Source organism: Stieleria mannarensis (assembly GCF_014154935.1).
Taxonomy (GTDB): Bacteria; Planctomycetota; Planctomycetia; order Pirellulales; family Pirellulaceae; genus Stieleria; species Stieleria mannarensis.
In genome coordinates, this window is sequence record NZ_JACEHH010000013.1 from 156,691 (window position 1) to 171,320 (window position 14,630).

The 14,630-nt window shown below is 60.0% G+C and carries 7 protein-coding genes; 5 read left to right on the forward strand and 2 right to left on the reverse strand.

Going from position 1 to position 14,630, the window contains the following annotated elements; genetic code table 11:
• Positions 1–16: 16 nt before the first annotated feature.
• From H1B37_RS11155 to H1B37_RS11165, 3 genes are all read left to right on the forward strand, one after another.
• The gene (locus H1B37_RS11155) at positions 17–5,263 is read left to right on the forward strand and encodes a DUF1549 domain-containing protein (RefSeq protein ID WP_182866732.1); all 5,247 of its coding nucleotides are present in this window, start codon (positions 17–19) and stop codon (positions 5,261–5,263) included.
• 177 nt (positions 5,264–5,440) lie between these two features.
• Positions 5,441–6,910 carry a DUF1501 domain-containing protein gene (locus H1B37_RS11160; RefSeq protein ID WP_182866733.1) on the forward strand — a complete coding sequence of 490 codons (1,470 nt, stop codon included), beginning with the start codon at positions 5,441–5,443 and terminating at the stop codon, positions 6,908–6,910.
• A 468-nt stretch (positions 6,911–7,378) separates the two neighbouring features.
• Positions 7,379–8,944 (forward strand): hypothetical protein, encoded by a 1,566-nt coding sequence (locus H1B37_RS11165; protein WP_182866734.1) that lies wholly within the window; start codon positions 7,379–7,381, stop codon positions 8,942–8,944.
• Positions 8,945–9,006: 62 nt separating this feature from the next.
• On the opposite strand, the gene tatC is transcribed toward H1B37_RS11165, so the two are convergent.
• On the reverse strand, positions 9,007–10,170 hold the full coding sequence (gene tatC, locus H1B37_RS11170) for a twin-arginine translocase subunit TatC (RefSeq protein ID WP_182866735.1): 1,164 nt from the start codon (positions 10,168–10,170) through the stop codon (positions 9,007–9,009).
• A 363-nt stretch (positions 10,171–10,533) separates the two neighbouring features.
• On the opposite strand from tatC, the gene H1B37_RS11175 reads away from it, so the two are divergent.
• Positions 10,534–11,502 (forward strand): type I phosphomannose isomerase catalytic subunit, encoded by a 969-nt coding sequence (locus tag H1B37_RS11175; protein WP_182866736.1) that lies wholly within the window; start codon positions 10,534–10,536, stop codon positions 11,500–11,502.
• A gap of 224 nt (positions 11,503–11,726) precedes the next feature.
• On the opposite strand, the gene H1B37_RS11180 is transcribed toward H1B37_RS11175, so the two are convergent.
• Positions 11,727–12,977 (reverse strand): DUF1559 family PulG-like putative transporter, encoded by a 1,251-nt coding sequence (locus H1B37_RS11180; RefSeq protein WP_182866759.1) that lies wholly within the window; start codon positions 12,975–12,977, stop codon positions 11,727–11,729.
• A gap of 489 nt (positions 12,978–13,466) precedes the next feature.
• Here H1B37_RS11180 and H1B37_RS11185 point away from each other — a divergent pair, with 489 nt between their 5' ends.
• Complete coding sequence (locus tag H1B37_RS11185; RefSeq protein WP_182866737.1) at positions 13,467–14,582, forward strand: cysteine desulfurase family protein; 1,116 nt, start codon at positions 13,467–13,469, stop codon at positions 14,580–14,582.
• Positions 14,583–14,630: the final 48 nt, after the last annotated feature.

Sequence of the window (14,630 nt, forward strand, 5' to 3'; positions counted from 1 at the left end):
GTTTCCGACGCGTCGAATGGTCATCGTCCTTCGAATCGATCATGCGACGGGTCACCGGCGCGGTCACTGCGGATCCGACGGGATCAATCCCCAGGTATCCACTGTGAAAACTCACTTCTTCTTCGGTCGGGCCGCCGCGTTGCTGTTGGTGGCGGTTGGTCTCTCGCACACTTGCGTCGGTTCGCTGTCGGCGGATGACGCCCCCAGTTCGGCGGAAACGCAAGCGGTCGCGGAAACACCGGTCAGTTTCTCGAAACAAATCGAGCCGATCTTTCGCCAGAACTGCTACGGGTGCCACCAGGGCGCCAAGCAACTGGGCGCCTACGTCATGACCGATTTCACGTCGCTGGTCCAAGGCGGCGAGACCGGAGAGCCCGCGATCGTTCCCGGGCATCCCGAACAAAGCTATTTGATCGACCAAATCACGCCGGTCGATGGTGCAGCGGAGATGCCGAAACCGCCCGCCAAACCACTCAGCGACGTCGAAGTGGAATTGGTGCGACGTTGGATCGCCGAAGGGGCGCAGAACGATTCAACCGACGGGCCGACAACGCCTTACAGCGCGGACAATCCTCCCCGCTACAACGAAGCCCCCGCGGTCACATCGATCGATGTCTCGCCCGATGGATCCCAAATTGCCATCGCGGGATTTCACGAAGTCCTGCTGATCGATGCCGACAGCGGTGCGATCGATCGCCGCTTGATCGGGATCAGCCCGCGAATCAATTCGGTCCGCTACAGCCCCGACGGAAGCCGATTGGCGGCGATCGGTGGCACACCGGGCGTGCGTGGCGAAGTCCAGATCTGGAACCCCGCCGGCGGCGAATTGGAATTGTCCGTGCCGTTCACCTACGACGCGTTGTCCGGCGCGGGTTGGTCACCCGATGGCAGCAAACTCGCATTCGGAGCATCCGACAACGTGGTCCGCGCGATCGACGCCGGCACCGGAACGCAGGTCCTGTTCCAGGGGGCCCACGAGGACTGGATTCGCGACGTGGCATTCACACCCGATGGGACACACTTGGTTTCGGTCGCGCGCGACATGTCGTGCAAGTTGACCGAAGTGGAAACCGAACGCTTTATCGACAACATCACCTCGATCACGCCCGGGGCACTGTCGGGCGGTTTGAGCAGCATCGCGATGCACCCGACACGCAACGAAATCTTGATCGGTGGCGCCGACGGGGTGGCCAAGGTGTACCGCATCTTCCGCGAAACCGCTCGCAAGATCGGCGACGATGCCAACTTGATCCGCACGCTGCCGGCGATGAAAGGGCGGATCTTTAACGTCGCGATCAATGACGATGCGACACGGATCGCGGCGGTCGCGACCCTGGATGGAAAATCCGAAGTCCGTGTCTGGGCCTATGACTTTACCGGCACGTTGACCGACGAGCTGAAAAAGATTCTGGCCAAACGCATCAACGATCGGTCGGCCGACGAAAAGAAAAAGGCGGACGCGTATCGCAAAACCGAAACCAAACAACTCGCCTCCTACCGCATCGATGATGCCGCGGCCTATTCAATTGCGTTCGCTCCGGACAACTCGCTGGTGATCGCCGCCAGCAACGGGACGCTGCAACGACTGGCCGAGGATGGAACTGTGGCCGACACGATCGATTGGTACCAGGCCAGCGAGCAGGCTGAGACGGGCGACGAGCAAGCCATTGCCAGTCATTTCGATGCCAAAGCTTGGATGGCCACGTTGGACGTCGCTTCGAAAGACGAGGTCGATCCACCGTCGATTCAATCGATCCAGGTGTCGCCCCAGTCGGCCGATTTCCAATCGCCCTACGCCTACGTCCAACTGGTCATCACCGCCACGACCACCGACGGCGAGACGATCGACGTCACGCGGGCCTGCAGCATTGAAACGCCGGAATTTATTACCGCGAACACCGCCGGATTGCTGTGCGGGACCCATGACGGCGATGGCGAAGTCGTCGTCTCGCTCGGAAAGCATCGTGACACCGTGAAGGTCGTCGCGAAACAGATTTCCCAGGGGCCGCAAGATTCGATCGGCGCCGTCGATTTCATCCGCGACGTCAATCCGGTCCTCAGCCGATTGGGATGCAACCAAGGGACGTGCCACGGGGCCCAAAAAGGCAAGAACGGATTCAAACTCTCCCTGCGCGGTTACGATCCGATCTTCGACCTGCGGGCATTGACCGACGACCTGGCGGCGCGACGCATCAACGCGGCCGCGCCCGAGCAATCCCTGATGCTTCGCAAACCGCTGGGTCAAACTCCGCACCAAGGCGGTGTGTTGATGACCCAGGGAGATCCTTACCACGCGATCTTGCGGCGCTGGATCGCCGACGGCAGTCAATTGGATTTGACCACCCCGCGGGTGACCAAATTGGAGGTCTATCCACAGAACCCCGTGATCCAGGCGATCGGAACCGAGCAACAGGTTCGCTTGGTCGCCCACTACGCCGACGGCCACGTCCGTGACGTGACGCGGGAAGCGTTCATCGATAGCGGCAACACCGAAGTCGCCACGGCGGGCCAGGGCGGATTGCTGAAGTCCGTCCGACGCGGCGAAGCGGCCATCCTGGCACGGTACGAAGGCAACTATGTCGCCACCACGCTGACTGTGATGGGCAATCGCGAGGACTACCAGGAACAAGACTACGAAACCTGGGGAAAGATCGACGAGTTGGTCGCCGCGAAATGGCGACGCGTCAAAGTTCAACCCAGTGATTTGTGCGACGACGCCGCATTCCTGCGACGCGTGACGTTGGACCTGACCGGATTGCCGCCGACCAGCGAGCAGGTCCGCGACTTCATGGCCGACGACACGCCGACGCAACAGAAACGTGCCCAAGTGATCGACCAACTGCTCGGCAGCGAAGGTTACGTCGACTACTGGACCAACAAGTGGGCCGACCTGCTGCAAGTGAACCGAAAGTTCCTAGGCGTCGAAGGCAGCAAGGCGTTCCGCGATTGGATTCGAACCGCCGTCGTCGAAAACCGACCGTACGACCAGTTCGCACGTCAGATTCTGACCGCGACGGGATCCAACAAAGACAACCCGGCGGCCAGCTATTTCAAAGTGCTGCGTGATCCCGAGAACACGATGGAGAACACGACCCACTTGTTCTTGGGGATTCGATTCAATTGCAACAAGTGCCATGACCATCCGTTCGAGCGATGGACCCAAGACCAATATTACGAAATGGCAGCGTTCTTCGGGCAAGTGGATCTGCAAAACGACCCCGCTTCGGGCGGCAAAAAGATCGGCGGCACGGCCGTCGAAGGTGCCAAACCGCTGTATGAAAAGGTGGTCGACAAGCAAGAAGGCGAAGTCATCCATGCCCGCACCGGTGAGGTCGCACCGCCGAGTTTCCCCTACGAGGTGCCTTGTGACGTGCCGGAACAAGGGACGCGTCGCGAAAAGTTGGCCGCCTGGATGACCGATGCCGACAACCCGTATTTCGCACGCAGTTTCGTCAACCGCTTGTGGGGCTATTTGCTGGGGGTCGGATTGATCGAGCCGATCGACGACATCCGCGCCGGCAATCCGCCGACCAATCCCGAATTGCTGGATCATTTGACGCAACACTTCGTCGAATCCGGGTTTGATGTCCGCGGCATGTTGCGGCAGATCTGCAACAGCCGAACCTATCAGTTGAGCGTCGCAACCAACCCGCTGAACGAAGACGACACGTTGAATTACGCGCGTGCGATTCCGCGGCGATTGCCCGCCGAAGTCATCTATGACGCCGTGCACGCACTGACGGGCGCCGAAAGCAATATTCCCGGAATGCCCAAGGGAACCCGAGCGGCCGCCGTCACCGACTCCGGTGTCAAACTCAACGACGGATTCTTGCAAAACCTGGGACGCCCGGTCCGTGAGAGTGCTTGTGAATGTGAACGTTCCAGCGAGCTGCAACTCGGGCCGATCATGGCCCTGATCGGTGGACCGACGGTGGCAACGGCGATTGCCGATCCTAAAAACGAACTCGAACGCATCGTCCAAGAAAATCCGGATGACCGCGAGTTGGCGACGGAGATCTTCCTGCGATCGATCGGTCGGCCGCCGACCGAAATCGAACTGGCCGCGTTCGATCAAATCAAACAGCAGATCAAGATCGACCACGAACTGCTGGAAAAAGAGTTGGCGGCCAAGGAGTCCGAGTGGGCCGAGCAGAAGCAAGAACTCGAACAGATCCGCGAAACCAAACTCGCCGAGACCAAAGCACAGCTGGCTGCACGAATCGAAGCGGCCAAGCCGGAACAAGAACGGCTGGCCAATGAACGCCAAGCCAGGATCGAGAAAGCTACCAAGGCACTCGAAGCGGTCAACCAAAAGCTGGCCGAAAAGGTCAAGCAATGGGAAACCGATCACGCCGCCGCGGTCGAATGGCATCCACTAAGACCCTCCAAAGCATCGTCGACCAACAAGGCCAAATTGGTCGCCGCGGCCGATCGATCGATCACCGCCAGCGGCAAAGCCGGCAAGGCGGTTTACACGATCCATTTCCCGACATCGCTGAAGAACATCACCGGATTCCGCTTGGAAGCCCTGTCCCATCCGGCGCTGCCGAGCAACGGTCCCGGGTTGCCACCCAACGGAAACTTTGTGATCACCGAACTGGAAATCAAAGTCGCATCCAAGGCCGACCCCAAAACCTTTTCCGATGTGACGATCGCGAGCGGCAAAGCCGACTACTTGCAGCAAGGCTTCACGATCGAAGCCACCTTTGACGGCAACAAACGAGGCCAAGGCGGATGGGCGGTGGCCGGGGCGACCGGTGTCGACCATTGGGCCACGTTCAAGCTGAAGAAGCCGATTGAAAACGCCGACGGCTGCGTGCTGCAATTCCAGATTCACCAATTCCACAACGCGGCCGATCACCAGCTGGGCAGGTTCCGCATCAGTGCGACGACCGACGGAGGTGACATTCCCTTGGACCTGCCCGAAACCTTACGCAGCATCGTCGCGACACCGGATGAAGATCGCGACGAAGCGGCAGAGAAGACACTGGTCGATTACGTCGGCAAAACGGACGCAGATCGCACTAAGGCGGAAGCCGCGTTGGCCGAGGCCAGGAAGGCGGTTCCACGCGATGCCGAAACGGTCCGCTTGGAAAAACGCCGCGACGCGTTGATGGTTCCGACCCCCGACAACGCCCGAATCATCCGACTCCGCAACGATGTCGCGCAAAGTAAACAGCAAGTCCAGCGGTTGCGATTGACCGCGGCCGAAGACCTGACGTGGGCCCTGATCAACAGCCCCGCGTTTTTGTTCAACCACTAACGTGGGATAGGCTTCCAGCCTGTCAAACGCAACGTGGATAGGCTTCCAGCCTGTCAAACGCAACGTGGGATAGGCTTCCAGCCTGTCAAACGTAGCTACCTTCGCCAGAAGGTGGCTCCCCACCACACATTCCATCAAAACCGTCGACCAACCCCGTCCCTTTCGGAGACCCCGATCATGCTTTCGTTCAAAGGCTTTGCCGCAAAAGATCTTTGTGATCCCCATCTGGCTCCGACGCGTCGCACTTTCTTGCGTGTCGGCGGGTGCGGCATGTTAGGGTTGTCCTTGCCCTCGTTGATGCAGCTCGAATCGGCGGTCGCCGGCGAAGTGCTCGGCGGCGGCCCGGGCTGGGGGAAAGCCAAGAGCATTATCATGGTGTATCTGCAAGGCGGACCGAGCCATCTGGATCTTTGGGATCCCAAGGAAAACGTTCCCGATAACGTCAAAAGTCAATTCAACCCGATCAGCACCAAGATTCCCGGCATCAAGTTCACCGAGAATCTGCCTCAGCTGAGTCAACTGAACGACCGGTTCACGATGATTCGGTCGATGTCGTACACGCCCAACGGTTTGTTCAATCACACCGCGGCGATCTATCAGATGATGACCGGTTACACGACCGACAAAGTCAGCCCGTCGGGACAGTTGGAACCGCCCTCGCCGAAAGACTTTCCCAACTTCGGCAGCAACATCGTCAAAATGCAGCCGGTCGATGAACCGATGCTGCCCTTCGTCATGCTGCCACGCCCGTTGCAAGAATCCAACGTGGTCGGCAAAGGCGGAACGGCCGGGTTCTTGGGGAAATCCTATGATCCCTACACGCTGTACCCCGACGGCGATGATTTGGACATGGACAAAATGAACCGCATCAAGATCGATGATCTGAAACTGCGGCCGGAAGTTTTTAGCGTTCGGCTGAAGCGACGCGCCCAACTGCGGGATTTGCTGAATGCACAAATGCCGGAAATCAATAAAGCCGTCGAAAGCTTCGAACTGGACGAGTACTACGACCGCGCACTGTCGCTGATCGTTTCGGGCCGAGCCCGCGAGGCGTTCGATTTGGCCAGTGAGCCGGATGACTTGCGCGACAAGTACGGTCGCAACACGTTCGGCCAAAGCTGTTTGCTCGCGCGACGTCTGGTCGATGCGGGCACGCGCGTCGTCGAAGTCATTTGGCCCAAGGTCGCCAACAGTGACAATCACTCGTGGGACCACCACAGCGGATTGAGCAAGCGGATGAAGGACCAATCGGCACCGATGTTGGACGCCGGTTTGTCGACGCTGATCGAAGACTTGGACGAGCGCGGCATGTTGGAAGACACGCTGGTCGTGGCCGTGGGCGAATTCGGCCGCAGCCCCCAACGCGGCGTCAGCACCAGCGGCAACAACAATTCCGACGACGGACGCGATCACTGGCCGTATTGCTACACCGCCGTCATGGCCGGTGCGGGAACCAAACGCGGCTACGTGCACGGCAAGAGCGACAAGACCGCTTCGGCACCGTTGGAAAACCCGGTGCACCCCGCCGAGTTATTGGCGACGATCTACCACAGCTTCGGAATCCATCCCGAAACGATCGTCTACAACCACCTCAACCAGCCCCGCGAGTTGGTCAAGGCGCAAGCGTTGACGGCGCTGTTGTCGTGAGCGGGCGGGGGCTCACGGCTTGTTGGTTTATGCAGACCTACGCTTCCCATGCTAGCCCCTCGCTAACGCGTCGGGCCACAGGCATGATTACATCAACCTCGGATCTTTGATTCAATCAACAACCATCCAGGCCTCAAGCGTGAAACACGCGATGCTTGAATCAATCCGCCCGCAATCCTGAAATTATTACCTGCGGGTTTGAAAAACATTCTTCGCGTGATGACGTTCTGTTGGTCATCGTTTGAACACCGCGATCGGTTTTTCACGCCGCAAATCGCGGCAGATTCTTGGGCTTCACGTTTTTTCGGTCCGGCAATTGGTCCGGTCGATGCTTCTTCCGACGTTTCAACGCTCGCCGGCTATTGAACGTAACACCGTTCCCGGCGAGCGTCACGTTTGGAACGCGATCGCACTGCATGGGCAGGCCGTGTTTCAACGCATCACACCTTGATCGAAGGATAAAAAGGTATGAAACGTTTGAGTGTACAGGCTCTGGAAAGCCGTAAGCTGTTGGCGGCCGATATCGGCGTTGTGGATTCAACGCTGCACATCGAAGGCACCGGCGGCAACGACATTGCAGAAGTCTACACCGTTGAAAACTCCGTCGTCGTCAAGCTGCAAACCGAAGGCGCCGACGGACAGGTCGCGTCGATGGAGCAGACATTTGACGCCGAACAAATTGATGGCATCATTTTCGAAGCTTTGGGCGGCGATGACTTGCTGGTCAACGAAACCTCTTTGGATTCCATCATGCGAGCCGGAGGCGGAAACGATGTCCTGATGGGCGGCGCCGGCCGAGACATTCTGGTCGCCGGCCCCGGTGCCGACGTCGTGCTCGGTGGCGGCGGCGACGATGTGATCTTGGGTGGTCCCGGCGACAACGTGATCATCGACTCGGCCGATGAAGCCGCCGATGATTCGACCGGCGATACGTCCACCGATTCCGAATCGGGAGGAGACACGGTCGTTGATGAAGCCACTGATGACGCACCTTCGGCAGAAGACGGCGCCGACCAGGATATCGACGATACTCCGTTGGGCGATCTGCTGACCAACGGTGATGCCGATTCACAAGACTGCGATCTGGAGCCCGTCGCGGAGGATGACGCCGATGCGACGGCGGAGACAACCTCCGAAGACACCGTCGGAATTCTCGGCGAACCCGATCCGGTTGATGTTGCTGATGGGGACGCCGTTGACGATGCCGTCGAACCGACCGGGGAAGTGACCACCGACCCGGTCGATGAAACCGACGGTGAAGTGACCGGAGAAGCCGACGGTGAAGTGACCGGAGAAGCCGGCGGTGAAGTGACCGGAGAAGCCGACGGTGAAGTGACCGGAGAAGCCGACGGTGAAGTGACCGGAGAAGTCGACGGTGAAGTGACCGGAGAAGCCGACGGTGAAGTGACCGGAGAAGTGACCGGAGAAGCCGACGGTGAAGTGACCGGAGAAGCCGACGGTGAAGTGACCGGAGAAGCCGACGGTGAAGTGACCGGAGAAGTCGACGGTGAAGTGACCGGAGAAGCCGACGGTGAAGTGACCGGAGAGGTCGACGGTGAAGTGACCGGAGAAGCCGACGGTGAAGTGACCGGAGAAGTCGACGGTGAAGTGACCGGAGAAGTCGACGGTGAAGTGACCGGAGAAGCCGGCGGTGAAGTGACCGGAGAAGCCGGCGGTGAAGTAACCGGAGAAGTCGACGGTGAAGTGACCGGAGAAGTCGACGGTGAAGTGACCGGAGAAGTCGACGGCGAAGTGACCGGAGAAGATGCCCCCGAGTCTCAGTCGGACATTATCGACCCGCAGCCTGTCGCGGAGGGCTCTGATGACAGCGACGACGAGACGGTCGACCCGGTTGCCGAGAACACCGATGATTCCTCTGACATCGCCGAAGTTGAAACCGACAACGACGTCATCTTCGGTGGCACCGGCAACGATTGGATCTTCGGCGAAAGCGGTGATGACATCGTGTTCGGTGGCGATTCCCCGTTGGCCGAAGACCTGCTGACGCAACTGCTGGCCGATCGTTTGGCCTGAATCAATTCCTTCACGAGCGTTTGATGCGCTCCGACAAAATTCGGCTGGGGCAAGGATGCCTCCTAGGCCGGATCATACGCGCCGCTTCCCAGGCCCGGACCACGTGGGATGAAGTGACACATCGCGATGCCTAAGAAATAGAGCACCATCAAGGGAACCGCCAACGCGACCATGCTGGTGACATCGGCCGGGGTCAGAATCATCGACAAGATAAAGATCACCAGAATCGCTACACGCCAGCTGCCGACATACATCTCGGTTTCGATCAACCCGATCCGTTGCAGGAACAACATCACCAAGGGCAACTGAAACGCCAGGCCGAATCCCAACGGCAGCAGCAGCACGAAATTAATGTAGTACGTCAGCCGCGGTTCCACTTCGACGTCCATGCTGCCGTTGAACGCGAGCAAGAAGTTCAACACGTAGTGCAAGACCAGAAAGAACGCCAGCACCACGCCGGAAACGAACAACGTCACGCTGACCGGCAAATAGATGTAGACGTACTTGCGTTCGTGGCGATGCAGCCCCGCGGCGACGAACTGCCACAGAAAATAGAACACACCGGGCGAGGACAACACGGCCCCGACGATCAATCCCGCCTTGACCCAGATCATGAACGACTCTTCGACTTTGAACGTGCTCAGGCCTTTGGTGTCGCGAATGAATTGGACTTTCGGACGCAGATCCGAGGCGGCCGGCAGGGCACGCAAGATGTCTGCGATCTCGCGCGGTTTGACACGCGTCCCCGGCGTCGCCGTCGCCAGCGGCGGCACGACAGCCGGCCCGGCGGTCTGGATCGCCGCCTCGGCAGGTTGCTCGGCGCCGGTTTCTGTTGCGTCTGGTTTTGCAGCGTCTGGTTTTGTCTCGCCCTTTTCCGCGGCCTGTTTCGCCTCGCCGGATGATCCGGTCGCCGGAATCAGCTCGATCGATTCCGGGGTCAGGTTTTGCAGTTCGTCGGGGATCTCGTAGATCACCTGCCACTTCAGCGACCGTTCGGTGATCAACGGCAGCAACGCCTGAACATCTGGATCCTCCATGTCTTCGTAGCCCAGCATGGCTAGGCTACGCTTGGCGTTGAAGTCGACGATCGCGGCTTTCAGCGGTTCGGCGACGTAGCGAACCACTTGGTTGGCGACGGTCAGTCCGAAGGCCAATCCGATGCCTAGGCAGATGATGGCTCGGACGAGAGAATGCCGTAGCTCTTCAAGGTGCTCGCCGAAGGTCATCGTCGAGTTTTCGAAGAGGTCGTCTTTCGGCCGCGTGATGTGAGGCGGGTGGGCCGAGGGATTGCGTTTAGCCGTAGCGTCCACGATTGATTAACTGTTCCGGGAAAGTTGAATGAGCGCGAAAGACCGACGCAGTCGACATCAACGGACGACGGCGATCGGGCCACCAGAAAGAATTCCGTCAGAGGGGAATCCTGGGGTTCGGCCGATGTCCATAGCCGAACAGTTTAGCAAAAGCGTCCGGAAAGTCGGACTGTCCTTGTCCGCTACATTTGGCGCTTTCAGGCAGATCTTCGTGACCGCGGATTCATTATCCATCTAATTGAACCAATTGTGCCGCCTTTTGTCACCGCCCAATCCACCATGACGATCAAAGAATCTCCCTATCCGCTGAAATTTCGCCCCCTGATCAAGCAAACCCTCTGGGGTGGTTCGAAACTGGGGCAGTTGCTGGGAAAATCGATCGGCGACGAGAATAATTATGCCGAAAGCTGGGAAATCGTCGATCACGGCCAGGACCAAAGCGTGGTCGAGAACGGCCCCCTGGCCGGCGAATCGCTCGCCGGGCTGATTCGAACGGACGCCTCGTGGACGCTCGGCAATTCGACGACCGATGCGATGTTTCCCCTGCTGCTGAAATACCTGGACTGCAACCGCGTCCTCTCGGTCCAAGTCCACCCCGATGACGCCTACGGCCAGACGATGGAGGTCCCCGACCGCGGCAAGACGGAAGCCTGGTACGTCGTCGATGCCCAGCCGGGCAGTTTGATCTATGCGGGGCTCAAACGCGGCGTCGATCGCGCGGCCCTGGCCGAAGCGATGGCGGCCGGCGAGACCAACCGCGTGCTGCACTCCTTCTCCCCCAGCCCGGGCGACTGTGTGTTCATCCCCGCGGGGACCGTCCACGCCCTGGGCGCCGGGTTGGTGATCGCCGAAATCCAACAATCCAGCGATACCACGTTCCGGTTGTTCGATTGGAACCGTGTCGGCGCCGACGGGAATCCGCGACCGCTGCACGTCGAGCAGTCGCTGGAGGTCTCGGACTATGAATCCGGCCCCGTCGCGGCCCGTCAGAGTGATCCCGCGGTCGAGGGTTGGCAGCGATTGGTGGCCTGTGACAAGTTCGAATTGTCGTCGCTGGAAAACGGCAGTGGGACCGTCGGCGGAGACGAACGGTTTCACATTTTGACCGTCCCGCACGGCACGGCGACGCTCCGCACGCCCGACGAGTCGATGGAATTGTCGCGCGGCCAGTCGGTGTTGTTGCCCGCGGCGATGCCGGAGTGCTCGATCACGTGCAACGCCGAGTCGACGGTGCTGCGGGCGGAGTGAGAAGCCCGCCGCAATTGCCAGGCTCGCTGCGTGAGCAAGGGGCTCCGCGTCGCCAATCGCGGGGCCGCTCGCTGACCGGCCTGTTGATTTAGTCGAGATGAAACAGCTAACGATTAGCCGATGGGCGCTAGCCCCGGTTTTGCGGCGGCGAGAACCGCGGCTAGTGCCGTGCGGCTGATTAGATCAACAGGCCGTGACGCGTCCCGCTGGCATGGGGAAACGACTTACTGCGCCAATTCGTCGGTCAGCAAGAAATCCTTGTGGGGCACTTCGCTCTTGGCCCCGTTGGGCGTCAAGATCGCCTGGTACACCCGATAGCCGATCGTGTTGGCGACCGACTTGGTCGATCCATCGGCAAACACCATGTTGGCTTGGTCGGGGTGGTTGGACGTCGGCCGCGCGAGATCCCGGCAATTGCTAAGATTCATTTCCAAGATATCGTTCCGCAGGGCGCCCGAGGTGCCGGCGGTTCCGTTGATGCGGTGAACGGCTTGGACCGGATTGTTCGGGCCACCGGGATAGGCGGGAACGGCTGGGTCGTCGTCTTCGAAATGCCAGACCATGCCGGTGGCGAACTTCGCGCGCAGGTAGACTTGCATGATCGTGGGCGGTCCAATCGACGAATCACTCGTTGCCGACGGTTGTGCCCAGTCCAGTTGGCCGGTGCCGCTGACCTGTTTCAGGTCGTCACCGGCGGTGAATCCGGGCTGGTACCATCCGAGTGCTTGCAGGTTTTCGCTGAACATCGCCGTATTGCTCTGCCCGTCTTTGATGTCCTCCAGCGTCATCTTGCCGTTCGAGACCGCGAAGAACCCCGGTGCAATCGGGTCGCCCATGTATCCGCTGCGGAAAAGTCCGTTCTTACTGTTCTCGGACTGATTGAAGACGAACGCCGCTCCGGTCACGCTCGGGTTATCGATGACGTTTGACACGAAGGCCGGCGGACTTGCATTGTTGGGTCCGGAGTCGACCGAGCCGTTGTTGGTGATGTAACTGTTGTAGCCGAACCGGCCACGCGAAACGGTGCTGCTGGGGCATCGGAACACGTCCACCGTCGCCCCGGATCGTTCATTCCACGCCGCGACTCCACTGCCGTCATCCTCGGAAATCACCGGGAACTTGTTCTGCGACCAGCGTTCGTATAGCGGCTGGTTGTCCAGAAACGGCAACAAGGCGACGCCATAGCCGCCAATTTTCAGGTGGGCAGCAATCGGCGGTCCGCCGGGAACGGCCGGGTCATTGGTCCCGCCGGCAAATGCCCCATAGGCATTTGTGTAATACGGCAGCCGGCCCTTTTGCGAATGAAAGTTCTGCGTCGCCAAACCCAGCTGCTTCAGGTTGTTCAAGCACTGCACGTTTCGCATCCGCTCGCGCACGGCACCGATCGCGGGCAGCAGCAAACCGACCAAAATCCCGATGATGGCGATCACCACCAGCAACTCGACCAGGGTGAAACCCTTTGTTTGACGTTTCATTTGCTCGCGTTCCGAACGAAGAGAAGAAGAGACCAGCGATCCGATTCAATCAGACCTTTAATGTTTCCGAACTGGCCGGCATGGGTTTGTAATCGGTTCCCGCACGATTTACTGAATCCTATTATCGCCGTATTTGGGAGCGAGTGCAAACGCAACGGCCGTTGAATTGCTAGAAAAATCGCTACCCATTCAGGGTGGTTTGGTCAAAAGGACGGCAGTTTTGTCCACTGACAGGGTGCAAATTGCCAGGCTCGCGAATGCCAGCCCGTCGCGTGAGCAAGGGGCCTGCGCGCAGCAATCGTAGGCCGCTTGCTGACGCTTCCCGCTGGCATGGCACGGCCGGCGTCGCGCACCGGCGGGGGGGAGCACCGCTAGGAACGCCGGCCCGAACCTGCAAAACTCTGCGATGCTGACTATGGTGTTGCGTCTTGCTTCTCGTCTTTCTTGTTTTTCGCCGATCCGAATCGGCGTCGCTGCTGCCGCGTTTCCGTGATTTATCTCGACTTTAACCGTACCACCCCGCTGGCCCCTTCGGTGCTCGAAGCGATGCAGCCCTACTGGGCGACGCACTACATGCTGCCGGGCCAGGAGCACGCCCACGCCCACGCGGTCGGCGAGGCACTGGAAGGGGCCCGTGAAAACATCGCGGCGTTGGCGGGATGCGAGTCGTTCGAAATCGTGTTCACCAGCGGTGGGACCGAGGCCAACAATCTGGCGATCCTGGGGCTGCTCGGTGCGGCCCAGCCCGGACACGTCCTGGTCAGCCAAATGGAACACGAGTCCGTCCTCGGCCCGCTTTCCGGGTTACCCGCACGCGATCCACGTTGGACGATCGAAACGATTCCCTGCGAGCCGTCGGGTATTGTCGATCCGTTGAAAGTCGAAGCGATGCTCCGCAAAGACACGCGGCTGGTGTGCCTGCAAGGTGCCAACGCCATCGTCGGCACGATCCAACCGGTCCGCGAGGTCGCCGATCGATGCCACAACCGCGGCGTCTGCCTGCACTGCGACGCGACTCAGATGTTCGGCAAGGTCCCCGTCGACGTCAAACACCTGCGTGCCGACACGGTGGCGATCAGCGGTCACAAGTTCTACGGCCCCAAAGGCTCCGGTGCGATCTATATCCGCCGCGGATTGCAACTCGACCCGATCACGTTTGGCGAACCCCGCGAGATGGGATTGCGTCCGGGGGCGGAGAACATCCCCGGCTGCATCGGCTTGGGCGCCGCGGCCAGCCTGGCCGAACGCTACTGCGTCCAGGCCAATGACCAGCTGGCCGAGCTTCGCGACCAATTCGTCCGGCATCTCGCGGCGCAACTCTCTTCTCCGCCGGTGGTCTTGTGCGAAGCCTCGCCGCGATTGCCCAACACCGTCGCCATTGAACTGCCCGGCGACGCACGCCGCGTTCACGAGTCGGCTCGGGAGCTGGCCCTGGCCACCGCTCAAGCGAATTCGCCGCCGGACGAATTCACGCGTTCCTTGCGCGCGATCGGACGCAGCGATTCGCAGATCGGTCGCACCCTTCGTGTCTCCCTTGGCTGGACGACCAGCAACGAGCAAGTCGAGCGTGCCGCCGGATTGATCGCCGAAGCGTTTGACGGCTGAGACGCCAATGCCAGCCCGACGTAGCTACCTTCACCAGAAGGTGGATGG

Excerpts from the sequence above, each read along its gene's own strand:
- H1B37_RS11155 (WP_182866732.1), top strand. The coding sequence starts at position 17 with ATGGTCATCGTCCTTCGAATCGATCATGCGACGGGTCACCGGCGCGGT.
- H1B37_RS11160 (WP_182866733.1), top strand. The coding sequence starts at position 5,441 with ATGCTTTCGTTCAAAGGCTTTGCCGCAAAAGATCTTTGTGATCCCCAT.
- H1B37_RS11165 (WP_182866734.1), top strand. The coding sequence starts at position 7,379 with ATGAAACGTTTGAGTGTACAGGCTCTGGAAAGCCGTAAGCTGTTGGCG.
- tatC (WP_182866735.1), bottom strand. The coding sequence starts at position 10,170 with ATGACCTTCGGCGAGCACCTTGAAGAGCTACGGCATTCTCTCGTCCGA.
- H1B37_RS11175 (WP_182866736.1), top strand. The coding sequence starts at position 10,534 with ATGACGATCAAAGAATCTCCCTATCCGCTGAAATTTCGCCCCCTGATC.
- H1B37_RS11180 (WP_182866759.1), bottom strand. The coding sequence starts at position 12,977 with ATGAAACGTCAAACAAAGGGTTTCACCCTGGTCGAGTTGCTGGTGGTG.